This window comes from Rossellomorea sp. LjRoot5 (assembly GCF_964253455.1).
In the GTDB taxonomy this organism is placed as follows: domain Bacteria; phylum Bacillota; class Bacilli; order Bacillales; family Bacillaceae_B; genus Rossellomorea.
The window spans coordinates 1253618-1275748 of record NZ_CAXUQN020000001.1 but is presented as its reverse complement, the minus strand read 5'-3'; the positions used below and the strand labels follow the sequence as shown (position 1 = coordinate 1275748).

Below are 22131 nucleotides of genomic sequence, written 5' to 3'. Positions count from 1 at the left end.
TAGAACCTCCTATTGCTCAACACAAAGGCAACCTTCGTATGTCTACTATTGACTATTATGAGAGGTTTGATGATCCTTTTCAAATGCCAAAATCAACGTCGGCAGCAGCACTCCCCGCACAAGGAAGGTATCCATCAGAATCCCGACGGCCACCATGAAACCAAATATAAATAGGTCAGCAATCGGCATCGTTGTCAGGGCTGCAAAGGTGGCGGCCAGAATGATCCCTGCAGATGAAATTACGCCACCTGTATTTGTCATAGCGATTTCAAGGGCCTTCTTCACACCATGAGTCTTCCGTTCCTCATTAAATCGGGAAACGAGGATAATATTATAGTCAACCCCTAATGCCACCAGGAAGATGAAGGCGTAAACAGGTACCCTTGTGCTGAGTGCATCATAACCAAACAACACATCCACCAGGAAGCTTCCAAGTCCCAATGCAGAGACATATGATAGCAGGATGGTTCCCACCATATAAAGAGGCATTTTAATTGAACGGGTAAGGGCAAATAAGAGACCCAGAATAAGGACCGTTTCAAGGATCACAATCGTCACGATATCTTTATTATTCAGGTCCCTCTCATCTACAAGCTTTGCCGTCACACCCCCATAATACGCTTCTCCATCGATGGATAGGTCCTGAAGCATATCAGGTGTCGATTCCCTTAGATCTTCCATAAAGTCAATGGCATCCTTTGAATAGGGATTCATGGAAAAAGCAACACTCAATTTCACTGCCTTATCATCTTCTGTTTGTCCTGATATCCGGACCGATGAAATCCCGTCCAATTTCTCCCATTCAGACTTGATTTCAGCCGTCTTCTCTTGTGTAAGGGCCTCATCACTTTCAATGAGTAAAGTAGAAGGAGCAAGCTCTCCTTTATCAAACCCCGACTCCACGATCTCATATCCGACACGAGATGGTAAATCTTTAGGAAATTTCTTGACCGTATCGAACTCAAACTCAATATTCACAACATTGATCGCTGTCACTACTAGGAAAATTCCGACCAATCCACCACTGAGCCATGGCTTTCTCACCACAAACTTGGCAATCGATCCCCAAAACGTGTGTTTCACTATTTGTTCCTGACCATATTTCGGTACCTTCGGCCAAAACGCCTTCCGCCCAAACAGCGTAAACAGTGCAGGTACTAGCGTGATCGACGCCAACATAATAAAGAACATAGCCAGTCCAAAGATCGGGGCAAAGTTCTGATAATCACGGAAATTCGCAAAGAATAAAACCAGCATGGCCGCAAGCACCGTACCACCGGCAAAAAAGACAGGCTCTCCCGTAGCACGCATGGCATTCTTCATGGCATCATATTTACTTTCCACCTGAAGGAGCCCTTCCCGGTATCGGGAAAATACAAATAAGGAGTAATCAATCAAGGCCGCAAATAGTAGAATACTCATGATGGAAGTTGTCTGGTTATTGATTTCCAACCCGGCAGCCCCCATCAGAGCCACACTTTGATTTACCACTTGATAGACGATGATCGTCGCGAGAAGTGGAATGAACGCCAGCAACGGTGAACGATAAATGACAATGAGTAAAACCAATACAATCATAATCGTCGCAAGCAATAGAACGACATCCGCCTGTTCAAACAGCTTCGTCGCGTCCCCCGCAATTCCCGCAGGACCGGTTATATAGAATTTCGTGCTTTCGAAAGAATCTGCAATTTTATTACCGACTTCCGATGCACGGTCGTTGATTTCAGAATAATCCTTACTTCCAAGCCCTTTTTCCAATTCCATCGGGGCGATCACCGTTGATCCATCATCGGAAATAAACCCTTCCAGAGCTTGAGGGGGGAGCTTACTGATATCAACAATACGATCAATCCCCTTAATATCCTCATCCATGATCCCTTTTAGAATCTCATTGACTTCATCCAACTTGATGTCACCGGAATCATTATGGAACACAAGGATACCGGGAGTTCCCTGCTCATTTGGAAATAATTCTTCTATTTTATCGTCAGCGATCATCGACGCCGTTTCATCAGGAAGTGATTGAAAATTACTCACTTGATAATCACCAATCTTAGGCCCTGCACTCAACCCTATCATCAGCACAAGCCAGACGATGATCGTCATCCACATCCCCCGCTTTGTCGATACCCAGTCTGTAATGGGATACAGCCATTTTTTCATTATGTAACCTCCTCGTATGTAATTCGTTACTCATTGTAAAGCCTGAATATAAACTTTATATCAACTTTTGTTTACAGAGAGGGGGAAATCATTCACCGGTGAAAGAAAACGTGTTGCCCTATTAAGAAATAATCATCTATTCTAAAACAGACGCCTCTCTAATTTAATTTGAAAGATGGTCTCAGCAACTCTAACCATTGCTGAATTTCTTTATAAATGTAACTATGATTGCAATAAACAAAACAATGAAGCTATTTATCAACAAATAGTACCCAACTTTCAACCCATAAAATATCGCAAAAGGATCACGAATAATAGCCAGTGCCAACAGCGCACCAATTCCCCCAAATACAATGGCTAATAAAAATATTGAAAACGCAGCAGAAAATAAATTTTGCTTCTTTTTGTAAGTTATGAATCCATAAACATTTGCCATTACGATAAAAATGCCCATTAGTGTGATAAAGAAAGTAGCCATTTCACACCTCCATTTTCAATAATAATAAAAACCTATAACGATTGAGATGCCTTATCCTACCTACTTATTTTAAATAGAAGTAAAACCCCGGCAATCATCGTGATGATAGCTGGTATCAAGTAAAAGATTGCGACTGAGTAATATCCTACAATGGAAGAGATGATAAGTAAGGTTACTGCCAGCTTGCTTCTCTTATTGATCTGGAATGCACCAATTAAAGCCACTATTCCACTGATCACACCTAAAAATCCAATATTTCCAAATGTATATGAATCATCAATCATTGCAAACAATTGAGCAAATAGGGGTAGGATTATACCCAGCAACCCTCCGGTAATAGCTAAACCTTTCATAATTAAATCACTCTCCATTTTTAGTTAAATAATCATATTGTCAAAGAAACATAAAATCAAAATGTCGATACTCAACATTATCCAGAACCATTTATTCCTAAAAAACACAAAGTTAATTGAATTGATTAATGTGACTAGAGGGAAATAATAAAGCAGCAGACTAGATATAAGAAGTGCCGGTTGCTCATTACTGTAATGGTTTATCCAATTAGCTGTTAAGAGGCCAAGTACTACTCCCCTTATTAAAATAAAGAATAAAGTAAGTAAGGTTTTAAATAGAATAAGACTTTTGAATGGCTTGATAGTTACCGAATGGTCCTTGAATTCTGGTGATACTTCTTCAGAAAAAGTATACTTAAACCTATGAATGGACTCCTTACATGCTTTACAGTGTTCAGCATGTTCATCCATAATTTCTTGTGTTGGCTGATCCAATTCACTATATAGTGGCATTAGCTCATTACAAAGGATATGAATTTTTTTATGTTCATTCAATACTTTCACCTCTCTCTAAACTTGAGAGTATTTTCTTCCTTACCCTGAATAATCTGGATTTGATTGTGGAAACAGGTAACCCCATAAGCGTCGATATTTCTTCATACTTATATCCATAGTACTCCTTCGCCAAAAAGATCGTCTTTTCTTCTTTACTGATACTAGAAAGAGCGTCATCGAAAATTTCTTTTCTCATGGTAATCTTTTCAGGTGTTAGATGATCCTCAAGGAGATTTTCCATTAGATCCACTTCATCTAACAAGTGGGGTTTCTTTTTCCTATAGTGATCAATCAAAATGTTTTTAGACACTGAAACTAGCCAACTCTTTATATATTGAACTTCCAAGATTATTTCAGGTTCTTTTAACAACCTTGAAAAAACCTCCTGCACTACATCTTCAGCTAGATTCTGGTCATTAGTCAGCTTCACCAAAAAATTTTTCAAGTAGGAATAGTTCATGGTATATTCTTTTTCAATTAAACTGAACGTGTCTTTCCTAAAGTATTTTTTCATGAATATTCCTTTCTAATGATCAGCTTCATTAGTGAGACGTGTGGGGATGCAAAAAGTTGCTTCTTTTCATAAAAATTTTTTGTATTAAAAAAAGGTGTAACCAGTCTACTTGGAAACACCTTTCGGATTACCTTATTTTGTTAAATATATACTAATCCTCATTATTTCAATTATTCTTCACTTATGCAATGCCCATTCTCTAAAAAGCCGTACTCCGCCAATCTCATTGCTTTAATAAATCAAAATCCTAGCGATACTATCTCTATCACTAGGATCAAGGACAAACGAATTATAAGTTTTCAATTCTTTTCATATCTTCTGCAGACAATTCGAAATCGAAAAGATCTAGATTAGATGCTTGATTCTCTCGGTTATGAGATTTAGGAATAACGATCACACCACGTTGGATTTGGTATTTTAATAAAACTTGTGCGCCAGATTTTTTATAAGATTCACCAATTTCATCCAAAGCCTCTTTTTGATGGGCTTCGGCTTTCATAGGTCCCCATGCAACCGGTGCAATGCCCTCTTCTTTTAATACAGCAAGGAGATCTTTGTTAGGTTCTGTTAGGTTGATTTGTATTTGATTAACTGCTGGCTTCACTTTAGCGAATGATTTCAATTCTTCCAGATGCTCTTTTCTAAAGTTTGAAACGCCGATAGCTTTTAGTTTGCCGGCTTCGTAATATTCTTCAAAGACTTCCCAAGTGTTTTGAAGTTGTCCTTTGTCTTCGATAGGAAAGTGAATAAGAAGCAGATCAAGATAGTCGGTTTGAAAGTTTTTTAGACTGTTATCGATTGCTGCACGAGTCGCTTCCTTTGAAGAAATATATTTTTCATCACCTGGAACTTTTGTCGTAATAAATAACTCTTCCCGAGGCACTGTACTTTCTGCTAACACTCTTCCGACAAGTTCTTCGTTTCGATAAACGATGGCTGCATCAATAGAACGGTACCCCAACTCAAGTGCTGATAGAAGTTCAGGAATTTCATTGGTTAACGCCGCGTTATATTCATTATTTTCTTTCCCATACGTATTTGTACCTGTACCTACAATCGGCATTTTCAGCCCATTATTAAGCGTGATGTATTCCATATGTCTAAGCACTCCCTCTGTATACTATAATTTCTGCTTACAAAGTCCATCATATCAAATTATAGAATTTTCAAAAAGAAATATGAAAGAAGGGAGTTTTTTGGATGTATTTCCTCTAAATTTTCTTTTTCAACCGTTTAGCCACTCAATCTCTTACCCTTGAAAAGAGGTCTGAAAAAAAATCATGCGAGGTTCACATTTATCAAGCGGGATTTGGAACAATCATGCGGCTCCACAAGTAATCGTGCGGGTTTCAGAGGCAATCATGCAAGAATTCAGATAATCATGCCACAGTGTCGGATTTTCTTTGTCCGAGAGTAAAAAAGGTACCACGGGGCCTGGGATTCCCACGATCCACTATTGGCTATTTGTCAGTTCACCTGTTTCGCTATCAATAAGGAAATGATTGGGGGAAAGATCCCCATGAATCAATGTGGATTTCCTATTGCTTCTTGAATCGGTACCCTACGCCCCAAATAGTTTCAATAAATTCAGGGGTTGAAGGGTCCTTTTCAATCTTCTCCCGGATTTTTCTGATATGGACGGTGACCGTCGTGATGTCCCCGAAAGAATCATATCCCCAGAGTCTTTCGAATAGATGTTCCTTTGTGAAGACCCTGTCAGGATGGGTTGCCAGGAACACCAATAAATCGAATTCTTTTGCTGTTAATGATTTTTCTTCATTGTCCACGTATACTCTCCGGGAATCGAGGTCCACCCTGAGGTTCTTGACTTGGATTTCATCTTTCGGGGCTTCCCTACTGATTAATCGGTCATATCTTGACATATGCGCCTTTACCCGGGCAACCAGTTCACTCGGTGTGAAGGGCTTCACGATATAATCATCTGCTCCGCGGTCAAATCCCCTGATTTTATCAATGTCTTCTTTTCGGGCGGTCACCATAAGAATCGGAATATCTAAGAATTCCCGCAGCTTTTTGCATAACTCAAATCCGTCGATTCCAGGCAGCATTAAATCTAACAGGATGAGGTTGTATGAATATGTCCTTGCAAGGCTCAACCCTTCCTCCCCTGTCGAAGCGATATCACTGCCATATCCGTTCACCTCTAAATAATCCCTTTCCAGTTCAGCAATATCCATCTCATCTTCAATAATCAATATTTTCTTCACGCTCATTCACCTTTTTCAATGTAAAATAAATGCTCGTCCCCACTCCCGGCTCACTCTCTGCCCAGATTTTCCCTCCGTGGTTTTTGATGATTTTTTTGGCAATCGACAGTCCGAGCCCAGTGCCTCCCGTGGCTGAATTCCTCGATTCATCTGTTCGGTAGAAGCTGTCAAAGATATTGGATAAATCCTTTTTCGGGATTCCGCTCCCATTGTCTTTGATTTCCACCTGGACTTCATTCATGCTCTCACTGAGGATGACCTGTATTACTTTCACTGATTTGTCCATATACTTCAGACTGTTTTGTGTGATATTCATGACGACCCTGTTTAATTTTTCCCTGTCCGCCTTCACAACGTAAGACTTTAGAGGATCATGGATCAGTACCGCTTTCCCATGGTCATGTTCAAGGGTTAACGAGAGTTCTTCAATGAAGTCATGAAAATAATCATCCAGTTTTATCTTCTCAAATATAAATGGAATTTGTTCAAGGTCCAGTTTGGAATAGAGAAACAGTTCATCGATGAGAGCATCCATATCATGAGCGTTTTTTTCAATCTTGGAAATATAACGATTCAGTTTCTCAGGAGTGCCCGCCACTCCATCTTGAATGCCGCTCACATATCCTTTGATCGAGGTCAGTGGCGTCTTCAAATCATGCGAAATACTGGCAATGAGCTCCTGACGATTCAGCTCGTACTGATGTTGAACCGCAGCCGCTTCCTTCAGTTTCAACCGCATGTCTTCAAAGGTATTGGACAGTTCCCCCAATTCATCCTTCTTCTCTGAAGCACAGCTGTCATCAAGATTCCCTTCACTGATCCTTTTTGCTGCCAGGGATAAACTCTTGATTGGTTCGAGAATACTCCTGGAAATAAAATAAGTCAGGATCGCGTTGGTGACGAAGAGTATCACAATCATCGCCCCAAAACGAAAGGTTTGAAAGACGTGCATATCCTCCCCTTCAGGTTTCTTTCCAAGCACATAAAAAAACAAATACCCGGCAGCAAGTTCGACAATGATTAAACTGAGTATCGGGATAAAAATCATTCCGATATTCGATAAAACCAGTCTTTTCTTTAAGGACATCGCACTGTCACCTCCTCTTTCAACATCACAACTCCAATATAAGTATCGGAAATGCCGGACGTTTCTCCAGTTGCATAAAACGGACTGTCCGGCAAGCGTTCATATTATTTACGATTCTCCCCTAGATTTTCAGTTGTCACAAAACGATCGAACTTAATAAACCCGATAAAAATGAACAATGAACCAAAGATATTACACATAACCCTGAACCAATGGACGATTTTGAATTCCTTCAACGTTTGTTTTAGAAATTCAACAGAATGGACGTCAGCACCTTCAATAAACATGATTTCATTCCGCGGCCACTCAAAAAGAATGGAGGCTGCCCCTTCTAATATGATGGCCATCAGGCTGAAGAGTACCCATTTTCTTGCAGGTTTCACTTTCCACACAAAGATTCCTGCCAGGACACCCGTCAGGATACTGACAAACCCCAATGGCGGAAAGTATGTGTGGGGACTTGCGACTTGCATCCAATCCATGGATGATTCCAATGTCTCCGGTACGTTGTGAAAAATATTCGGATAGACCATAAATGTATTAAGCAAGATGCCTCCCAATATGATCCACTGGATCCAAAGATGGGATAAAACGGAGTAATAACCTACTTTTTTGAACATGTAAAAAACTCCTTCTCAATTCGTTTTTGTCACCTCAACGGCTGACATGTACTCATTGTAAGGAGCAATTCTAAATGATTTCTTATGTAGTTCTTAATTAATTCTTAAATGCTGTTTACAAAAAGACGCAATCCTATAAGGATCACGTCGAATGAAGATCTGAAAAGTATGTTTTTTTCGTGCTGACTTTGCGTAAACTCATTTTGGGAAACAAGGTCATTTAATCGTCTGATAAACGAGCCCTATGGCCCCAGAGTCAAATGTCTTGTTTTCAATCAGCTTAAGATTGATCTTTTCTTTGATACCTTGGAATAACGGCAGCCCGCTCCCGATTAGAACGGGGGAAACTGTCATTTTATACTCATCTATTAAATCTAGCTGCATAAGGTAGTGTGCGAACCTTGGACTTCCGAGTATGACCATATCCTGACCCGGCTGCTGTTTGAGGTTGTTGATCTCTTTCATGACATCTTCTTTGACCAGTCTGGAATTGTTCCATTCGACTTTTTCCAGTGTCCTCGAAAATACGATTTTTTCTGTCTTTTCGATCCATTCGGCATGATCTCTTTCATGCTGTGAAGCTGATGGGTTCGAAGAGACAGATGGCCAATAACTGTGCATCATCTGGTATGTCCCACGTCCCCAGATGACGGTGTCGACAGTACTCAGAATTTCCTTCGCGTGCTTCTCAAGATCAGCATCGTAGGAAACCCAGCCAATGTCCATATCCCCCTTCGGCCCTTCTACAAAACCGTCAAGCGATGCGTGCAAAAATAGAACAAGTTTTCTCATTTTGGATTCTCCTTTTTTATGATAGATAGTAACAACACTATACTTTAACTTCCTCTTAACAAACTAAGAAGAATTCATTTAAAAAAAAAGATTAAAGAACGTTTCGGAAAATCACTTGAAAGCATTCAGTACGACCTTGGCTGCCTTTGCTATAAGTTCATTATCATAGGCAGCATCCTTAGTATCACGGCTGGATAGGATCGCGATGATGATGGGAGCTCGATTCGGCGGCCAAACGATAGCAATATCGTTTCGCGTTCCGTAGTCTCCTGCTCCGGATTTATCGCCTACCTCCCATCCTTTAGGTACAGCGGCTCGGATCAGTTCGTCCCCAGTAGTATTCGTCCGCATCCAATCGGTTAGGAGTGTACGCTTACCCTCCTGGAGCACGTCGTCGACGGTGAAAGCCTTCAGGCTGGTGGCAAGTGCTCTTGCTGTACTGGTATCACGGATGTCTCCTGGGATGGCACTGTTCAAATCAGTCTCAAAGCGATCAGCCTCGGTGACTTGATCTCCGATTTGCCTCAGTGCATTTTCGAAGCCGTCAGGTCCTCCGAGTTCCTGCAATAAAAGGTTCCCCGCGGTATTATCGCTGTACCGGATAGCCGCATCGCAAATTTCCCTAAGGGTCATCCCGGTATCCACGTGTTGCTCAGTAATGGGCGAATACGTGACCAGGTCATCTTGGGTGTAGGTGATGACCTCGTCAAGTTCGTCAATCGAGTTTTGCTGTAGCACTGCCCCTGCAGCCAAAGCCTTATAGGTGGATGTGTAAGCGAACCGTTCATCAGGTCGATAGACCACCGTGCGATTTGTACCGGTGTCAATAGCATAGACGCCGAGCCGTGCATCAAACTTTTTCTCGAGTTGCATGAACTTATGAGCAGACCCATGACTTGTACCTTGTGTTTCGTCTCCCTTTTCTTTTGCCTCCGCCTGCTTTAATCCGTCTCCAACGAGGCTTAACCCGATAAGACTTAAACTTAACAGTCCAACACACATCCAGATTTTTAACATTCTGACACTTTTCAACATCATCATTCCTCTCCTATTTTATTGACAATAGTCTAATTAGACTTTATACTAGCTTAGTCTAATTAGACTATTGTGTAAAGGAATGAAAATGAAATGATCAAATCTTTTTTAATGTTAGGGCAATCGAATATGGCAGGTCGTGGATTCTTGCATGAGGTAGAACCGATCTATAATGAAAAAATAAAAATGCTTCGCAACGGTCAGTGGCAAATGATGACAGAGCCCATTAATTATGACCGTCCTGTGGCTGGTGTAAGTCTGGCAGCCTCTTTTGCAGACCTGTGTTCGAAAGCCAACCCGGATGATGAAATCGGGTTGATTCCTTGTGCGGAAGGCGGCAGTTCCCTGAATGATTGGCACCCGCAAGGCACTCTATTCCGACATGCTTTGTCTGAAGCGCGATTTGCTCTTGAAACCAGTGAAATTTGTGGCATCCTTTGGCATCAAGGTGAAAGTGATAGCCATCATTCTCTCAATGAAACGTATTACGACAAGTTATCTCTTATCATTGAAACGTTACGTATAGAATTAAACCTTCAAGACGTCCCATTAATCATTGGTGAGCTTGGTCATTTCTTAGGGAAGGAAGGTTTCGGAAAGTACTCATCAGAGTTTCATGAAATCAACGCTGAATTACATCGGTTTGCTCATGAGCAGCCAAATTGTTATTTTGTTTCGGCAGAAGGTCTAACTGCCAATCCGGATGGTATTCATTTGAACGCCGATTCCCAACGAAAATTCGGTTTTCGCTACTTCGAGGCATTTTCAAAAAAGTGTCATATCTCTGGGCCTCTTTCGGATGAAGACCAATCCCTAACGGTCAACCATACCTATTCGAAAACGGAACAAATGTATATTCACAGTATGAATTTGGCTCTGGGCAAAATCACATACGCTGAATTTGAAGCACAGATGGCGAAGGTGATGCAACCTTGATTCCCTTACTCATCCTTGGCTTACTTATTCAAAACCCCGGCGCACATGGATATGAGCTACTAAGTTTAATGGAAAAACGACATTATAAATATATCGTCAATTTTACTAAAGGATCATTTTATTACAATTTGCAACAACTCCAAGAAAAAGGGTTGATTGAAGAAACACATGAAGGACGTCCAAACAACGGTCGTGACATTCACACCTTTAAAGTCACGTCTTCAGGAATAGCAGAATTTGATAAATTAATGGCCAAATACGGAACGAAATCCGAGTATGTCAACTTACCAGTCTATGGCGCATTACTCTTTGCAGATGTATTCGATAAAAACAAATTAGTAGACTTAATCCAATCCCAAATTGATCAAACTGAAGCCAGAATTGCTCTTCTCGATGAATACTTAGCTACCATTGAGGAATTACCTGGTAAGATTGATTATTTTGGTCGCATGAACGAAAATTCCCGTTCTCACCATTTAGTGAATTTAAAATGGTTTAAGGAATTGAAGGCAGATATAGAAGCAGATACTGATTAAATAAAACTAACATCACCTATCCAAAATTGATAGGTGATTTTTAGAGCCAACGGGATCGGCACCGTAGCTTACCCTATATTTGAAAAGGCGATAATTTATTAGCCCTTAAAAAGTTGCTCATTCATTACGCTAATTGAATAGATGTTTTCTTCTACTAAGTTATGAATGATTTGTTTTAATAAATGCGGTTCCCGTAAATCTTCTTTATCAAATGCTAAAAGGTCATTCATTTTTATCCACCTGCTGTCGGTAATTTCATCTTCTTCGAGCTTTAATGTACCTCCAGTAACCTCACCAATAAAATGAAACAAGATGACTTGATTGTTCGTATTACTGGTAAAATTATTTACACCTGTCGTGCCGATCAGTTTTACATCTAACCCCGTTTCCTCCTTAGCTTCCCTCCTAGCTGAATAAAGAATATCCTCACCATACTCTATATGCCCACTTGGAAAGTTCCACTTATGGACGGCATTGGGTTTATTTTCTTTTATAATCAAGACTTTATCATGACTAAAAATTGATACACTTGCTACTAATACAATTCCATCTTGAGACATCCATTTCTCCTCAATTCTATTTAAATACTACATTTTCTTTATAATGTATAACTTCTTCTTGCTTTAACCTGTCTGATAATTAAAGAAGGACAATAGCTGGATCAGTTATTGTCCCCTATAACGGAACAATGGACGCTATCCAATAGTCTAGACTGCGCCCGTTTGCTTAATGAATGTTTAACTAAAGCGACATTAGGTTATTGTACAAATTTGTACATAAGAATATCATCAATATATTTCCCATCAGTTAACTTGTATTCCTTAATTAAACGACCTTCTTCCAAAAAGCCCATCTGCTTGTACAAGGAAATTGCTCTTTGATTTGTTGATAGGACCCCTAAACTTACCTTTTCAATTAATGGGTTCTCTTCTGCCCACTCTAATAATGCCTTTAAAAGCGCCTTCCCTATTCCCATGCCTCTGTAATTTTTACTTATCGACATTGAAACAGAGCCAGTATGGGATAATCTCTTCCTAGTTTGCGAACGAAATTCTATCGATCCGACAACCACACCATTTACTTTCGCTACAATAAGAGTTTCTTTTATGTTATCCAATACACTTTGTATTCGTTCTTTCTCCTCCTGCAATGGCTTTTTTTCTACCTCTTCTGATACTACGATGAAATATTCACCTTCAGAAATAACAGATCTCTCAATATCCAAAAGTACCTCCGCATCCTCTAATTTCACGTTTCGAATTATGTATTCTACATTATCTTTAGACAGTGGCATTTAAATCCTCCTAAGTGATATCTCTAAGAAATAATTACGACATCGGATTAAAATATCCTTCTTCAACGAACTGGCCCTATAACCGAATAACCACCTAATCTAAAAAAAGATACCTCCCTACTTTAAATTGAAAATGTGCTTGATCCCCAGTTTCATCTACTTTCATCAAAAAAACGTCCCGTGGCCTACTCAAGGGACGTTTTTTTCAATGTTACTTCTAAAGATCTATTCTTTTCCACCATATCCCCTTCTTAACTCACTTCCTAGATAAAGTGCATCAGCAGAATCATGCAAGATTTGAAATAATCGTGCGGGATTTGGGTTAATCATGCGGCTTACGTCCTAATCGTGCGAGTTTAATAGAAATCATGCGAGATATTCGATAATCATGCCACGGTGTAGAATTTTTTTATCCGTGGAAGAAATGAGCCACGGGGAACAGGCACCGCGGCTCATTACCTTTCAACTCATCAAACTCCCCCTCATCCAAGCCTTTTCCCGAAAAGGTCCGATTGGGATCTGGATCAAGGTGGTTAGATTCTCAGCTTCCAGTTGATAAATCCCATCCGTCACCGCCGTATCAAATCCAAGCAGCGGGTGCCCCCCAAATCCTATAGCCGAAGACGCCAAGAGCAGGCGCTGGACAAGCATTCCCGCTTCCATCTGCATGATCCTGTACCCTCTGTATCCAAGAGAATCCTTGAAATAATCTTTGTTCCCGATGATATGAAGGCACAACGGCACCTGCAACAAATTAACGTTATCAAGTGACAATCCCGATTGCAGCTGGAGACGATAATCCCCGGTACCGATTTCCCTCAAGGAATGGCGGCCACTGTCATATGCGTATGCGCCATTTGGTATGCCTTCTACGTTATACAAACAGCCGTATATGGAAACACGGGGTTCTTCACCGTCAAAAACGTTGTCTAGGTCACTTCTAAACGAGTATGAATGAGTGGCCCTTTTCAATAAGGCCGCGAGACTCTCCTGGCTGACCTTCCCCATGACAAAATCCATCTCCGGGGAATGGCGCTTTTGGCAGGCTTCAACAAACTCATACTGAACGGACTCGATTTGAGGAAGATGGATTTCTTTCTCTCCCGTTCTCATAACCGGCTTTTTCATCACCTTTTGAAAATCACCCGTACAATCGATTCTAGAAGCCTCATTCACCTCCAGTAACCTAGGAAACTCTCGAACCTTTTCAGACCTTTCATAATGTCCAAGAGAAATAGCCGGCAGTTCCCGGCATAATTCTTCAGCGGTGACTGACCGCTCCATCCCCCTGCCACCCCAATTCGTTGCAGCAACCGAAAGCGGGATGACGGAATAGACGCTTTCCTCTTCCTCAGACAGTCCAAGCAGATGGTTGATCGGGGAGTCGAGAAATTGAGCATACACCCCTGTCTCGAATCCGAACCGTTTGGATGTTTCCAAGAGCTGCCCCATCAGAACGCCGGCATCGAGCCCCTGCAGCCGGTAGGAAAAGTTATTGTATTTAAAAAAGTTCTTCCAGTATCTCACCGACACAAAGGCAGTGGCAAAACACGTCGTGATGTCGCAGTGATTGCCGAGTGCCCGTTCTAAGTACGAATCGACATTCCCATCCCGGAGCAGGACAAGTCGGTGGTGGGCGGCATCATAATGATAGATTCCTTGGGGCAAATCCTCGAGTTTCAAATAGAGATAGAGTTCATTCGGATACAGCGCCCCTCCGGATGGAGGAAACCGTCGATAGGAGTGGATGGGATACGACTCCTCCCCGGAATCGTCGGGATGCTCCGACTGACTTACCCCTGAGATGCCGTAGACATACCAAAGGAAATGACCGATCCTTTCAACATCAGGTTTCAACGGAGGCTGTTCCCCGGTGAGTGACAACGGTACTTCAAGTGACAATGGTACAACCGGCAATCCCCGGTACAGCTTATAGGGAAGGGGCGCATCCTCCCAGTCTACTTCCCAGTTTGGCTGATTGGCCCGGTTGATATCGAATTGCAGATTGTGCAGAAATTCTTCCAGACTCATCCTCCTCACCTCCTCACACCTTAAGGAAACGGATGCGGTTTTTGATTGAGCTCCTCAAATGTCAATGGCCGGTCTCTGTATCCCAGTTCCGCCGGGACGTTCAGGACCCTATCTAGCCCTGTCAGCCGGGTAAGGTGATGCCCGAACGTCATGGGAAGCATGCCGGGGATCAGGACTTTTACGCAGTGAAGTCCGTTCTTTTCAAGTTCCGGTGCCGTTTGGTCCACGACGATGACGTCAAGGTTCCGGCTTCGGAATCTTTCAAGGATCTCCTTCAGGTCATCCGTCAGATCGGTGTGTTCTGATCGCCAATTGAATTCCTGCTGGAAACTCCGTAAGCCTCGGCTCGAGCCCTGCAAAAAGGCAAAACGGTCTTCCGCCTGGGGCAATCCATACAGCATGCCGTGATCATCCATCTGCCTGACGAGGGAATCATCGTACAGCATCTTTTCATAGTTCGCCTTGTTCTTCTCCAACTTTTCATCAAGATTCAGCATCATCCCGGCCAGTTCCTGAATCGCGCTTTTGGCAGCTCTAACGGGATCCAGGTGGGCACCTGCCGCGAGGATCAGATTCAATCCACTGTCCTTCCTGTTTTTGGCCATGGCAAAGACGCTTGGAATTCCGTGCTCCATGGTGGAGTTGTATAAATGGAGATCATAACCTGCGACCGCACGCATCCGTTCGATCATTAACTGCAGCTCCTCGTCTTCTGCTGTCATGGGATCGAGACGAGGCAGCCCCAGTTCTGCATACCAGGTCATAAGGAATGAATCCCGTTCGACGACCTCCATGATTCCATAGAAAATCGCTTCCTCCCTGCTTCCCCCAAGGGCACAGCCGTTGGACGTTTCGTAGACAAAGCCGGATGAGCCGCAACCCAGACTGTAGTAGGCAAGGAGCTCAGGAACAAGAATCGGTCGCTCTTCGATGAGTGAATATCCCCACACCCAGTCAATGGCCCTGACTGGGTCGAACTTTTCAAATGGAAATCCCGGCATGCTGTACTGTTCGTCGGTGTGCACGCCGACGTCTAATGGATTCAGTGCGTGTTCCTCCACATTCCGATAGCAGTCATGGATGACGGTCCGTTTCCCCCGTGGCTCCAACCCGCAGTGACGCTCCAACCCTTCAAGGATGGCGGTCAGCTCGCTGTCTGAGTAAGCTTGAGTCCGTCCCGCTGTCCCCTCATCCCCGGAGAACATCGGCATATTGACGCTCGCATCGGCAAATGGCGTCACCAGGTCATACATCTTGCTGTTGAAGAGTCCGGTCCGATTATCCAGATAATCTTTTATCAGAACGTTCTCCAGTTCATCGAGTGGTGTACAGCGGAAACTGTCGGCACGGATTTTCGGGCTGGGCTTGAGGGACACATGTGCCAACTCCGGTGAATCATCCGGAATGCCGCTGCAAACCGGGCATAACGAGTCCGGAACAAAAGAGTGCCAAGAGTTGTTCAACGTCCTCAAGTCGGTGAAACATACCCGTCCTTCAGCATTGGCCTCGTCACCCTCAAGGATCCTGACAGCTTCTGAGGTGATGATGTGAGCCATGTGCAAGATACCTGTTTTTGAAGCCCACGGGTCTTTCGTCATTCCACCATCATCCGCGAGTTTCCTTTGCACTTCCCGCATTTCATGCCGTTCCTTTCCTCCAAGGAGACGTCTCACATCGGCACAATGTGAGCATCCTGGTGTATGCGGTCGCACAAGTGGTCCGATGATTCCCTCTCCAAAGGCAACGAAGCCCCTCAGCCAAGCAACCCCGGTCCCCCTCATTACCTCTTCTGCCATTTCATGGACGGCCGGATTCCACGTATCGTCCAGTGTCAGCACCAAATCGGTATTGGCCGGGATGTTTTTGTCTACGTTTTTTTGCCTGAAAACGGGGTACCGGGCTGACATTTGCTCACATACAAGGTTTGAGAGCATCCCCTCTCCCACAATGACCACGAAAGAACTCATTGCCCTTCCTCCTCTCGCAGCAGCACACCAAACACGCCTGCGAGCTCCTGTTTAAAAGCAGGTTCCATATCCAGTTCGTACGCCACTACCTGTTTCCGATTCCGTTTCAAGGTGTCGATTGCTTCTCTCAGGTTTTCATACTGGATCCTATCATCAATGGCCGGAATGGTTATCCTGTGCACACTCTGTTCATCTAATGTAACGGCAACAGGGTTTGCGTCGAGAGCATCCGAAGCGTTCTGAGCGTGAAAGAGTGCATGCTGCAGAGAGTTCCTCAGCGCCATTGTGACGGTGAAGCCGGTATTTCCATACCAGCCTTTCTTACCCCGGACATAGGCGACAGGAAAGCCAGCCACATCCTCCCCTATTCCAATTTCCGGCTCTCCCTGCATGGTGGTCAATGCGTTTACATAAAAACGGCATGTTTCATCTTCAACCGCATCTAGTGCAAGAGGTGAAATGGTGTTTTTTTGAGCGGATTCTCTTTTTCGCAGCTCATCAGTCAGACAGTGATGAAGCCCGCGTCCCACGCATTCTGTAAACGTCGCTCCTGTGCTGATGGCCATAGATTCACCTGTATGATGAGGAACGATCAAACCGGCAAGTCTTGAAGCGTATGCCTCTATTCCTCTTAACCCGGCTTCCCGACGTGCATCTGCATGGGTCAAGCTATTGCAGATCACCTCATCCAGCAGTTTTGCAGGACCTTCCGACAGTCCATCGACGGGCTGGACACGGCATTGAGCGAGTGGCAGCTGCTTCGTATCCCCCTCTTCCCACACATGAAAAACTCCTGTCTCTTTTGACGTCAGCAGACTGAAGAAATACAGCATTTTTTCAGGATCAGACCTTTCCGTCACCTGTTCCAGCGATGCCTCCAGACCTTGAACAGCTTCAGCTGCCAAACGCCCTGTCTCCAACGGATGTGGTAAAAAGGAATGCCAGCTTCCTTCAAGAGTCTCTTTATCCAGGAGAAAAATTCGATTTCGCTGATCGGCTTTTGCCACTCCTGTTATTTCTTTGAATAATTCAAAGACGATCATGTTCGCGAGCATGGCTCCAGGGATCGCCGATTCAAGCGATTTGCCGTCCTCTTTTTCCAAGGCTGTTGCATGGATTCGCCTCCAAGCTGATTCCCACCCTGCCTCCGTATCGGGATGGATGATGGGTCCGGCCATTCCTTTCTCCTTTTGAGAAATGGCCGGAATGAACAACTTGTGATCCGTCCTGCAAATCGCATGGAGGAGGTCGAGTTCCTCATGTTTTTCGTTTTGACTCGCATATAAAATCGAATCAAATGGCTCAAGCGTCTCCCGCCAACCACCTTCACTGAACCCGACTTCCATGAGCTCCAATTCCGGATCCGTTTTCCGGGCATGGTCCACAAGCTCGGTCACCCGGCGTCTATTCGTAGGTACCTCATCGGTCACGAGAACCTGCAGCTTTGAGATTCCTGATTCGATAAGTGATGAAACCAATGAAGTCAGAAAAGGACCAGATCCCACTGCCAGGACATTGGCCCGCCGGTAGGTTTCAAACCTTGCAGCTCCGGAGTCTGCCAAACTATCGACAAACTCGATTTGTGAGGCGAATTTTTTCAAGGCATGTGGGGACAGCTGATGTGGAAGGTCCCTGCTGACGTCCCGGACAAATCCATTTTTATGCAAAACCTCTGCCATTTCCATGACCCTGTTTCGGTAAGGTCCAGGCAGTCCACTCGTCAATTCCTCAAGGGAGTATTCCCCATTGAACATCGGCAGCAGCTTCTCAACCCATTGATCAATTCCACTACCTTCCATACGGAAAGAACATAGGTTATTCCTGAAGTAAACTCCGCTGTCCCGTTCAGGGAGGTAAAACGTATCCCTCTTCACTTTTAAACGCATCGAAGGGTCCAATTTTCCCATAATGCTCCTCCTTACCCCCACTTATCTCTTGTATTTTGGCTGTCATTACCATAGTATGAGTCTCACTTTGTCCCATATGTATAAAAAGACCCCTGCACGAACTCATACAGGAGTCAATCCGAACACGATATTCTAAAAGCCGATTAACGACCGCAGCGTCCACATCTTCCGCAGCCGCCACAACGGCCACCTCCGCCACATCTCCCGCACCCGCCGCAACGGAAGCATCCTCCACAACCACCGCACCCAAAACAACTAAAGAAGCATGAGAATCCAAATCCAAAGCAGCCTCCAAATCCTCCTAGGAAAAGCCGTTCGTCATTCGGATCATACATGTTTTGATCCCAGGAAACGGGCTGTGTTGCCTGGAAATCACCTACATTCAAACCTTGAAGTTCATTATAAAAATTATTCATATCTTCATTACCTCCCAAAAAAGTATCATATGGCTCTCGAAACGTGTAGTCATGAGTCTTTTTATAAAGAGTTGCCAGCATTTAGGTCAATGCACTATAAAGGTGAATCATCCTCAACAATTTATGTAAATTCGCTGGGTATTGTTACTGATACATAAGCCTATTTTGTAGGGACATGGCGTAAGGAAGAATCCAAAAAGACTCCCGTCAATGGACCGGAGTTGATTGTGAAATCGGAAAAAGCTCCTGCTTAAACCCGTTGTGCCTTTTCCCTTTCCTATCTGAATGATTCAGGCAACAAAAAAAGCCGGCATCCGCCGACTCTTGGTAAAAATTATTGATGATTCCTGCACACTTCCCGTAAATCCTTCATCACTTCTTCTTTCTCGTCCCAAGAATAAATGGACGCGCCTGCAGCCAGGGGATGTCCGCCGCCGTTGTATTTCTTGGCGATGGTGTTGATGACAGGACCCTTCGAGCGAAGGCGAACCCTGATCTGATCATGTTCTTCAATAAAGAAGACCCATGCTTTCATTCCTTTCACATTCCCCAGAGTACTGACAAGCAAGGATGCCTCAGATGGGACGACCGCGTGCTCCTCGAGGATATCCTTCGTCATGACCATCATCCCACAGCCATCCCCATCCATCTCGAAGTTTTGCAACACATATCCGTTAAGCTTCGTAACGTTGGAATCGACTTCATACATTTTATTGAATAATTCATTCCGGTCGAAATCATAGCGGATCAATTCACCCGCAATGTCAAAGGTTTTCTGGGTCGTGCTCGGATACAGGAATCTTCCCGTATCCCCGACAATCCCTGCGAACAGGAGTCGTGCCCCTGAATCAGGCAGGGTCAATCCTTTGTCTTTTCCGAACTGGTAAAATTCATAGATCATTTCACTGACCGAGCTCGCTGTCGTGTCAATCCACAGGTGATCCCCGTAGGCATCCTCGTTTGGATGGTGATCGATTTTCACAAGCTTATCCCCAAGTTTATAGCGACGGTCACAGATCCGTTCTTCGTTAGCCGTATCACAGACGATGATCAGGGCCCCTTCGAATACGGAATCTTCGATAACATCCAGACGCTTTAGGTAGTGAAGGGTTTCTTCTTCTTTCCCGACAGCGTAGATATGTTTTTCAGGGAATGAGGCTTTCAGCATTTCCACAAGCCCTCCCTGGGATCCGTATGCATCCGGGTCGGGACGGACATGTCTATGTACAATGATCGTTTCATATTGTTTGATTAGGTTCAGGATTTGTTCTTTCATGGGAATCTCCTTTGTGGTGGAATTTTTATTTGGCATTCTGCTCGGTTATCTGTAAAATAGTAGCGAGAGATGTCAACGATGGAGGACAAAACTATGTATTTTCTCGCATTACTGATCGTCGTCACGTTCACGTTCTATGTTTTTTATAAAATAAGACAAGTGCGGACAAGACGACCGATGGAAAAGAAATGGTTATCGGCTAAAGCAAGCATTGCCCTTGGGCTGTTCGTTGCCCTGTTCGGGATCAATCAGCTGTTTTTATTCCCTGGTACGCTAACGTATGTCATCGGCGCGCTTTTTATCGTGCTGGGACTCGGAAGCTGCTGGGCCGGATATAAAATGTACAAGCATGTGCTCCCCTTTGCACAGAGGGAAGCGAAGGAACTGGATAACCAATAAGGAATTTGAAAGACTAGATGTTTATCTAGTCTTTTTTTTGATTGTAAGTACTTTTTAATTAGGGAGTAGTGGTTGATTTCCGCTGCAGATGCTCGCTTTCCGCGGGGCGGGCGGTGAGCCTCCTCGGCTTCGCCTGCGGGGTCTCACCTGTCCCACTTTTCCCGCAGGAGTCGAGCATCTTCCGCTACAATCAACATGAGTTTTAGCTTTTTACTTTCTCTCACTTATTATTTCTAAAATGACCTAATGCCGGTCAATCAACTGACAAATCATCAGGGATTTCCCCATTAATACCCCTTCACTATATACTTCTACATCCACTTTACCAAATTTTCTCCCGACGTCGAGTACCTTTGGATGTATTTCGAGTATGCTTTCCATTTGGACAGGCTTGATAAAGTAAATGGTCATGTTTTCGATGACGAGGTCGCCTTTTTTGTATGGTTTCAGTGCACGGTTGGCGGCTTCTGTCATTAAGGTGGTGAATACACCATAGGAGAGCGTTCCGATTCCGGTTGTCATCTGCGGTGTGACGGCAAATTGGTAGATTTCTTTGTTGTCTTTCTTCTCACCGACTACTTCCACTGCGTTTGAGATGAGGTCATCAATCGTTTCCCCGACCTGCGGCTGACGCTGGATCATTTGCAGGGCTTTCAAAACGTCCTGGCGGCTGATGATTCCCTGCAGCTTGTTCTGTTCATTGACGACGGGAAGTAATTCGATCCCTTCCCAGATCATGATATGGGCGGCAGATGCGACACTCGTATTTGGGCTGACGGTGATTGGCTGCTTTGTCATGATTTTATCGATGCCTGCATACTTTTCCTGGCCCATAACGTCTTTTGACGTCACCATCCCGTGGACTTTCAGGTTTCGGTCCACGACCGGGAAACGGCTGTGGAATGTGTACTGATTCTTTTCGAACCATTCTTCCAACGTGTCATCCAGATGCAGATAGATCGTATCATCCACTTTGGTTAAAATGTCTTCCACTAACACGATCTCTTTTTTGATGAGCTGATCGTAAATGGCCCGGTTGATCATGGTGGCAACGGTAAAGGTGTCATAGGAAGTGGAGATGATTGGGAGCTCGAGTTCATCCGCGAGCTTCTTTACGTCTTCGTCTGCATCGAATCCCCCTGTGATCAGGACGGCTGCCCCTGCGCGCAGGGCATGTTCCTGAGCCTGGGTCCGGTTCCCGATGATCAAGAGGTTTCCGGCTTCCGTGTACCTCATCATGGCTTCAAGCTTCATGGCTCCAATGACAAACTTGTTGAGCATCTTATGCAGGCCGGATCGTCCACCGAGTACTTGTCCATCGATGATGTTGACCACTTCTGCGTAGGTGAGTTTTTCAATATTTTCTTTCTTCTTCTGTTCGATGCGGATCGTTCCGACGCGTTCGATGGTGCTGACGTAGCCTTTGGTTTCGGCATCCTTGATCGCCCGGTATGCTGTTCCTTCGCTGACGGTCAGTGCTTTTGCGATCTGGCGGACGGAGATTTTTTCTCCGACAGGCAGGGTATCTATGTACTCTAGTATTTGTTCGTGTTTTGTAGCCAAGCTTTTCACCCTTCTTTGTAACGTCCTACTTTATATGT

General features: G+C 44.0%; 21 protein-coding genes. 3 read left to right on the top strand and 18 right to left on the bottom strand.

Features of this window, described 5'->3' with window-relative positions; translation table 11 throughout:
* Window positions 1-45: 45 nt before the first annotated feature.
* The 10 genes from ACSQ2E_RS06445 to bla form a co-directional block, all read right to left on the bottom strand.
* Complete coding sequence (locus tag ACSQ2E_RS06445; RefSeq protein ID WP_435989787.1) at window positions 46-2166, bottom strand: MMPL family transporter; 2121 nt, start codon at window positions 2164-2166, stop codon at window positions 46-48.
* A gap of 190 nt (window positions 2167-2356) precedes the next feature.
* Window positions 2357-2644: a 3-isopropylmalate dehydrogenase gene (locus tag ACSQ2E_RS06440; protein WP_435989786.1), complete on the bottom strand. Its 288-nt coding sequence runs from the start codon at window positions 2642-2644 to the stop codon at window positions 2357-2359.
* A gap of 56 nt (window positions 2645-2700) precedes the next feature.
* On the bottom strand, window positions 2701-2997 hold the full coding sequence (locus ACSQ2E_RS06435) for a hypothetical protein (protein WP_435989785.1): 297 nt from the start codon (window positions 2995-2997) through the stop codon (window positions 2701-2703).
* 487 nt (window positions 2998-3484) lie between these two features.
* The gene (locus ACSQ2E_RS06430) at window positions 3485-4006 is read right to left on the bottom strand and encodes an RNA polymerase sigma factor (RefSeq protein WP_435989784.1); all 522 of its coding nucleotides are present in this window, start codon (window positions 4004-4006) and stop codon (window positions 3485-3487) included.
* A 289-nt stretch (window positions 4007-4295) separates the two neighbouring features.
* A complete protein-coding gene (locus ACSQ2E_RS06425; RefSeq protein ID WP_435989783.1) occupies window positions 4296-5102 on the bottom strand; it encodes an aldo/keto reductase in 807 nt (268 codons plus the stop codon).
* 442 nt (window positions 5103-5544) lie between these two features.
* Entirely contained in the window at window positions 5545-6234 is a 690-nt protein-coding gene (locus tag ACSQ2E_RS06420; RefSeq protein ID WP_435989782.1) for a response regulator transcription factor, read from the bottom strand.
* A complete protein-coding gene (locus tag ACSQ2E_RS06415) occupies window positions 6212-7321 on the bottom strand; it encodes a sensor histidine kinase (RefSeq protein WP_435989781.1) in 1110 nt (369 codons plus the stop codon). The genes ACSQ2E_RS06420 and ACSQ2E_RS06415 overlap by 23 nt, the downstream gene beginning before the upstream one ends.
* Window positions 7322-7425: 104 nt before the next feature.
* Window positions 7426-7941: a hypothetical protein gene (locus tag ACSQ2E_RS06410; protein WP_435989780.1), complete on the bottom strand. Its 516-nt coding sequence runs from the start codon at window positions 7939-7941 to the stop codon at window positions 7426-7428.
* 216 nt (window positions 7942-8157) lie between these two features.
* The gene (locus tag ACSQ2E_RS06405) at window positions 8158-8733 is read right to left on the bottom strand and encodes a dihydrofolate reductase family protein (RefSeq protein ID WP_435989779.1); all 576 of its coding nucleotides are present in this window, start codon (window positions 8731-8733) and stop codon (window positions 8158-8160) included.
* A gap of 111 nt (window positions 8734-8844) precedes the next feature.
* A complete protein-coding gene (gene bla / locus ACSQ2E_RS06400) occupies window positions 8845-9771 on the bottom strand; it encodes a class A beta-lactamase (protein ID WP_435994427.1) in 927 nt (308 codons plus the stop codon).
* 90 nt (window positions 9772-9861) lie between these two features.
* Here bla and ACSQ2E_RS06395 point away from each other — a divergent pair, with 90 nt between their 5' ends.
* Both ACSQ2E_RS06395 and ACSQ2E_RS06390 read left to right on the top strand, forming a co-directional pair.
* Complete coding sequence (locus tag ACSQ2E_RS06395; protein ID WP_435989778.1) at window positions 9862-10704, top strand: sialate O-acetylesterase; 843 nt, start codon at window positions 9862-9864, stop codon at window positions 10702-10704.
* Window positions 10701-11240 (top strand): PadR family transcriptional regulator, encoded by a 540-nt coding sequence (locus ACSQ2E_RS06390; RefSeq protein ID WP_435989777.1) that lies wholly within the window; start codon window positions 10701-10703, stop codon window positions 11238-11240. Before ACSQ2E_RS06395 ends, ACSQ2E_RS06390 begins: the two co-directional genes overlap by 4 nt.
* 98 nt (window positions 11241-11338) lie before the next feature.
* On the opposite strand, the gene ACSQ2E_RS06385 is transcribed toward ACSQ2E_RS06390, so the two are convergent.
* From ACSQ2E_RS06385 to ACSQ2E_RS06355, 7 genes are all read right to left on the bottom strand, one after another.
* A complete protein-coding gene (locus tag ACSQ2E_RS06385; protein ID WP_435989776.1) occupies window positions 11339-11800 on the bottom strand; it encodes an NUDIX hydrolase in 462 nt (153 codons plus the stop codon).
* 197 nt (window positions 11801-11997) lie between these two features.
* Window positions 11998-12534, bottom strand: a complete 537-nt coding sequence (locus tag ACSQ2E_RS06380) for an N-acetyltransferase family protein (RefSeq protein ID WP_435989775.1) — start codon at window positions 12532-12534, stop codon at window positions 11998-12000.
* Between the two features lie 462 nt (window positions 12535-12996).
* The gene (locus ACSQ2E_RS06375) at window positions 12997-14565 is read right to left on the bottom strand and encodes a SagB family peptide dehydrogenase (RefSeq protein ID WP_435989774.1); all 1569 of its coding nucleotides are present in this window, start codon (window positions 14563-14565) and stop codon (window positions 12997-12999) included.
* Window positions 14566-14585: 20 nt separating this feature from the next.
* The gene (locus ACSQ2E_RS06370) at window positions 14586-16532 is read right to left on the bottom strand and encodes a TOMM precursor leader peptide-binding protein (RefSeq protein WP_435989773.1); all 1947 of its coding nucleotides are present in this window, start codon (window positions 16530-16532) and stop codon (window positions 14586-14588) included.
* Window positions 16529-18439, bottom strand: coding sequence for a putative thiazole-containing bacteriocin maturation protein (locus ACSQ2E_RS06365; protein ID WP_435989772.1), 1911 nt, complete (start codon window positions 18437-18439; stop codon window positions 16529-16531). The genes ACSQ2E_RS06370 and ACSQ2E_RS06365 overlap by 4 nt, the downstream gene beginning before the upstream one ends.
* Window positions 18440-18582: 143 nt before the next feature.
* Entirely contained in the window at window positions 18583-18855 is a 273-nt protein-coding gene (locus ACSQ2E_RS06360; RefSeq protein ID WP_435989771.1) for a heterocycloanthracin/sonorensin family bacteriocin, read from the bottom strand.
* Window positions 18856-19189: 334 nt separating this feature from the next.
* Window positions 19190-20131 carry a DHH family phosphoesterase gene (locus tag ACSQ2E_RS06355; RefSeq protein WP_435989770.1) on the bottom strand — a complete coding sequence of 314 codons (942 nt, stop codon included), beginning with the start codon at window positions 20129-20131 and terminating at the stop codon, window positions 19190-19192.
* A gap of 93 nt (window positions 20132-20224) precedes the next feature.
* Here ACSQ2E_RS06355 and ACSQ2E_RS06350 point away from each other — a divergent pair, with 93 nt between their 5' ends.
* Window positions 20225-20530: a YtpI family protein gene (locus tag ACSQ2E_RS06350; protein ID WP_435989769.1), complete on the top strand. Its 306-nt coding sequence runs from the start codon at window positions 20225-20227 to the stop codon at window positions 20528-20530.
* Window positions 20531-20773: 243 nt separating this feature from the next.
* Here ACSQ2E_RS06350 and ACSQ2E_RS06345 read toward each other — a convergent pair whose 3' ends face one another.
* A complete protein-coding gene (locus ACSQ2E_RS06345) occupies window positions 20774-22093 on the bottom strand; it encodes a DRTGG domain-containing protein (protein WP_435989768.1) in 1320 nt (439 codons plus the stop codon).
* Window positions 22094-22131 lie beyond the last annotated feature (38 nt).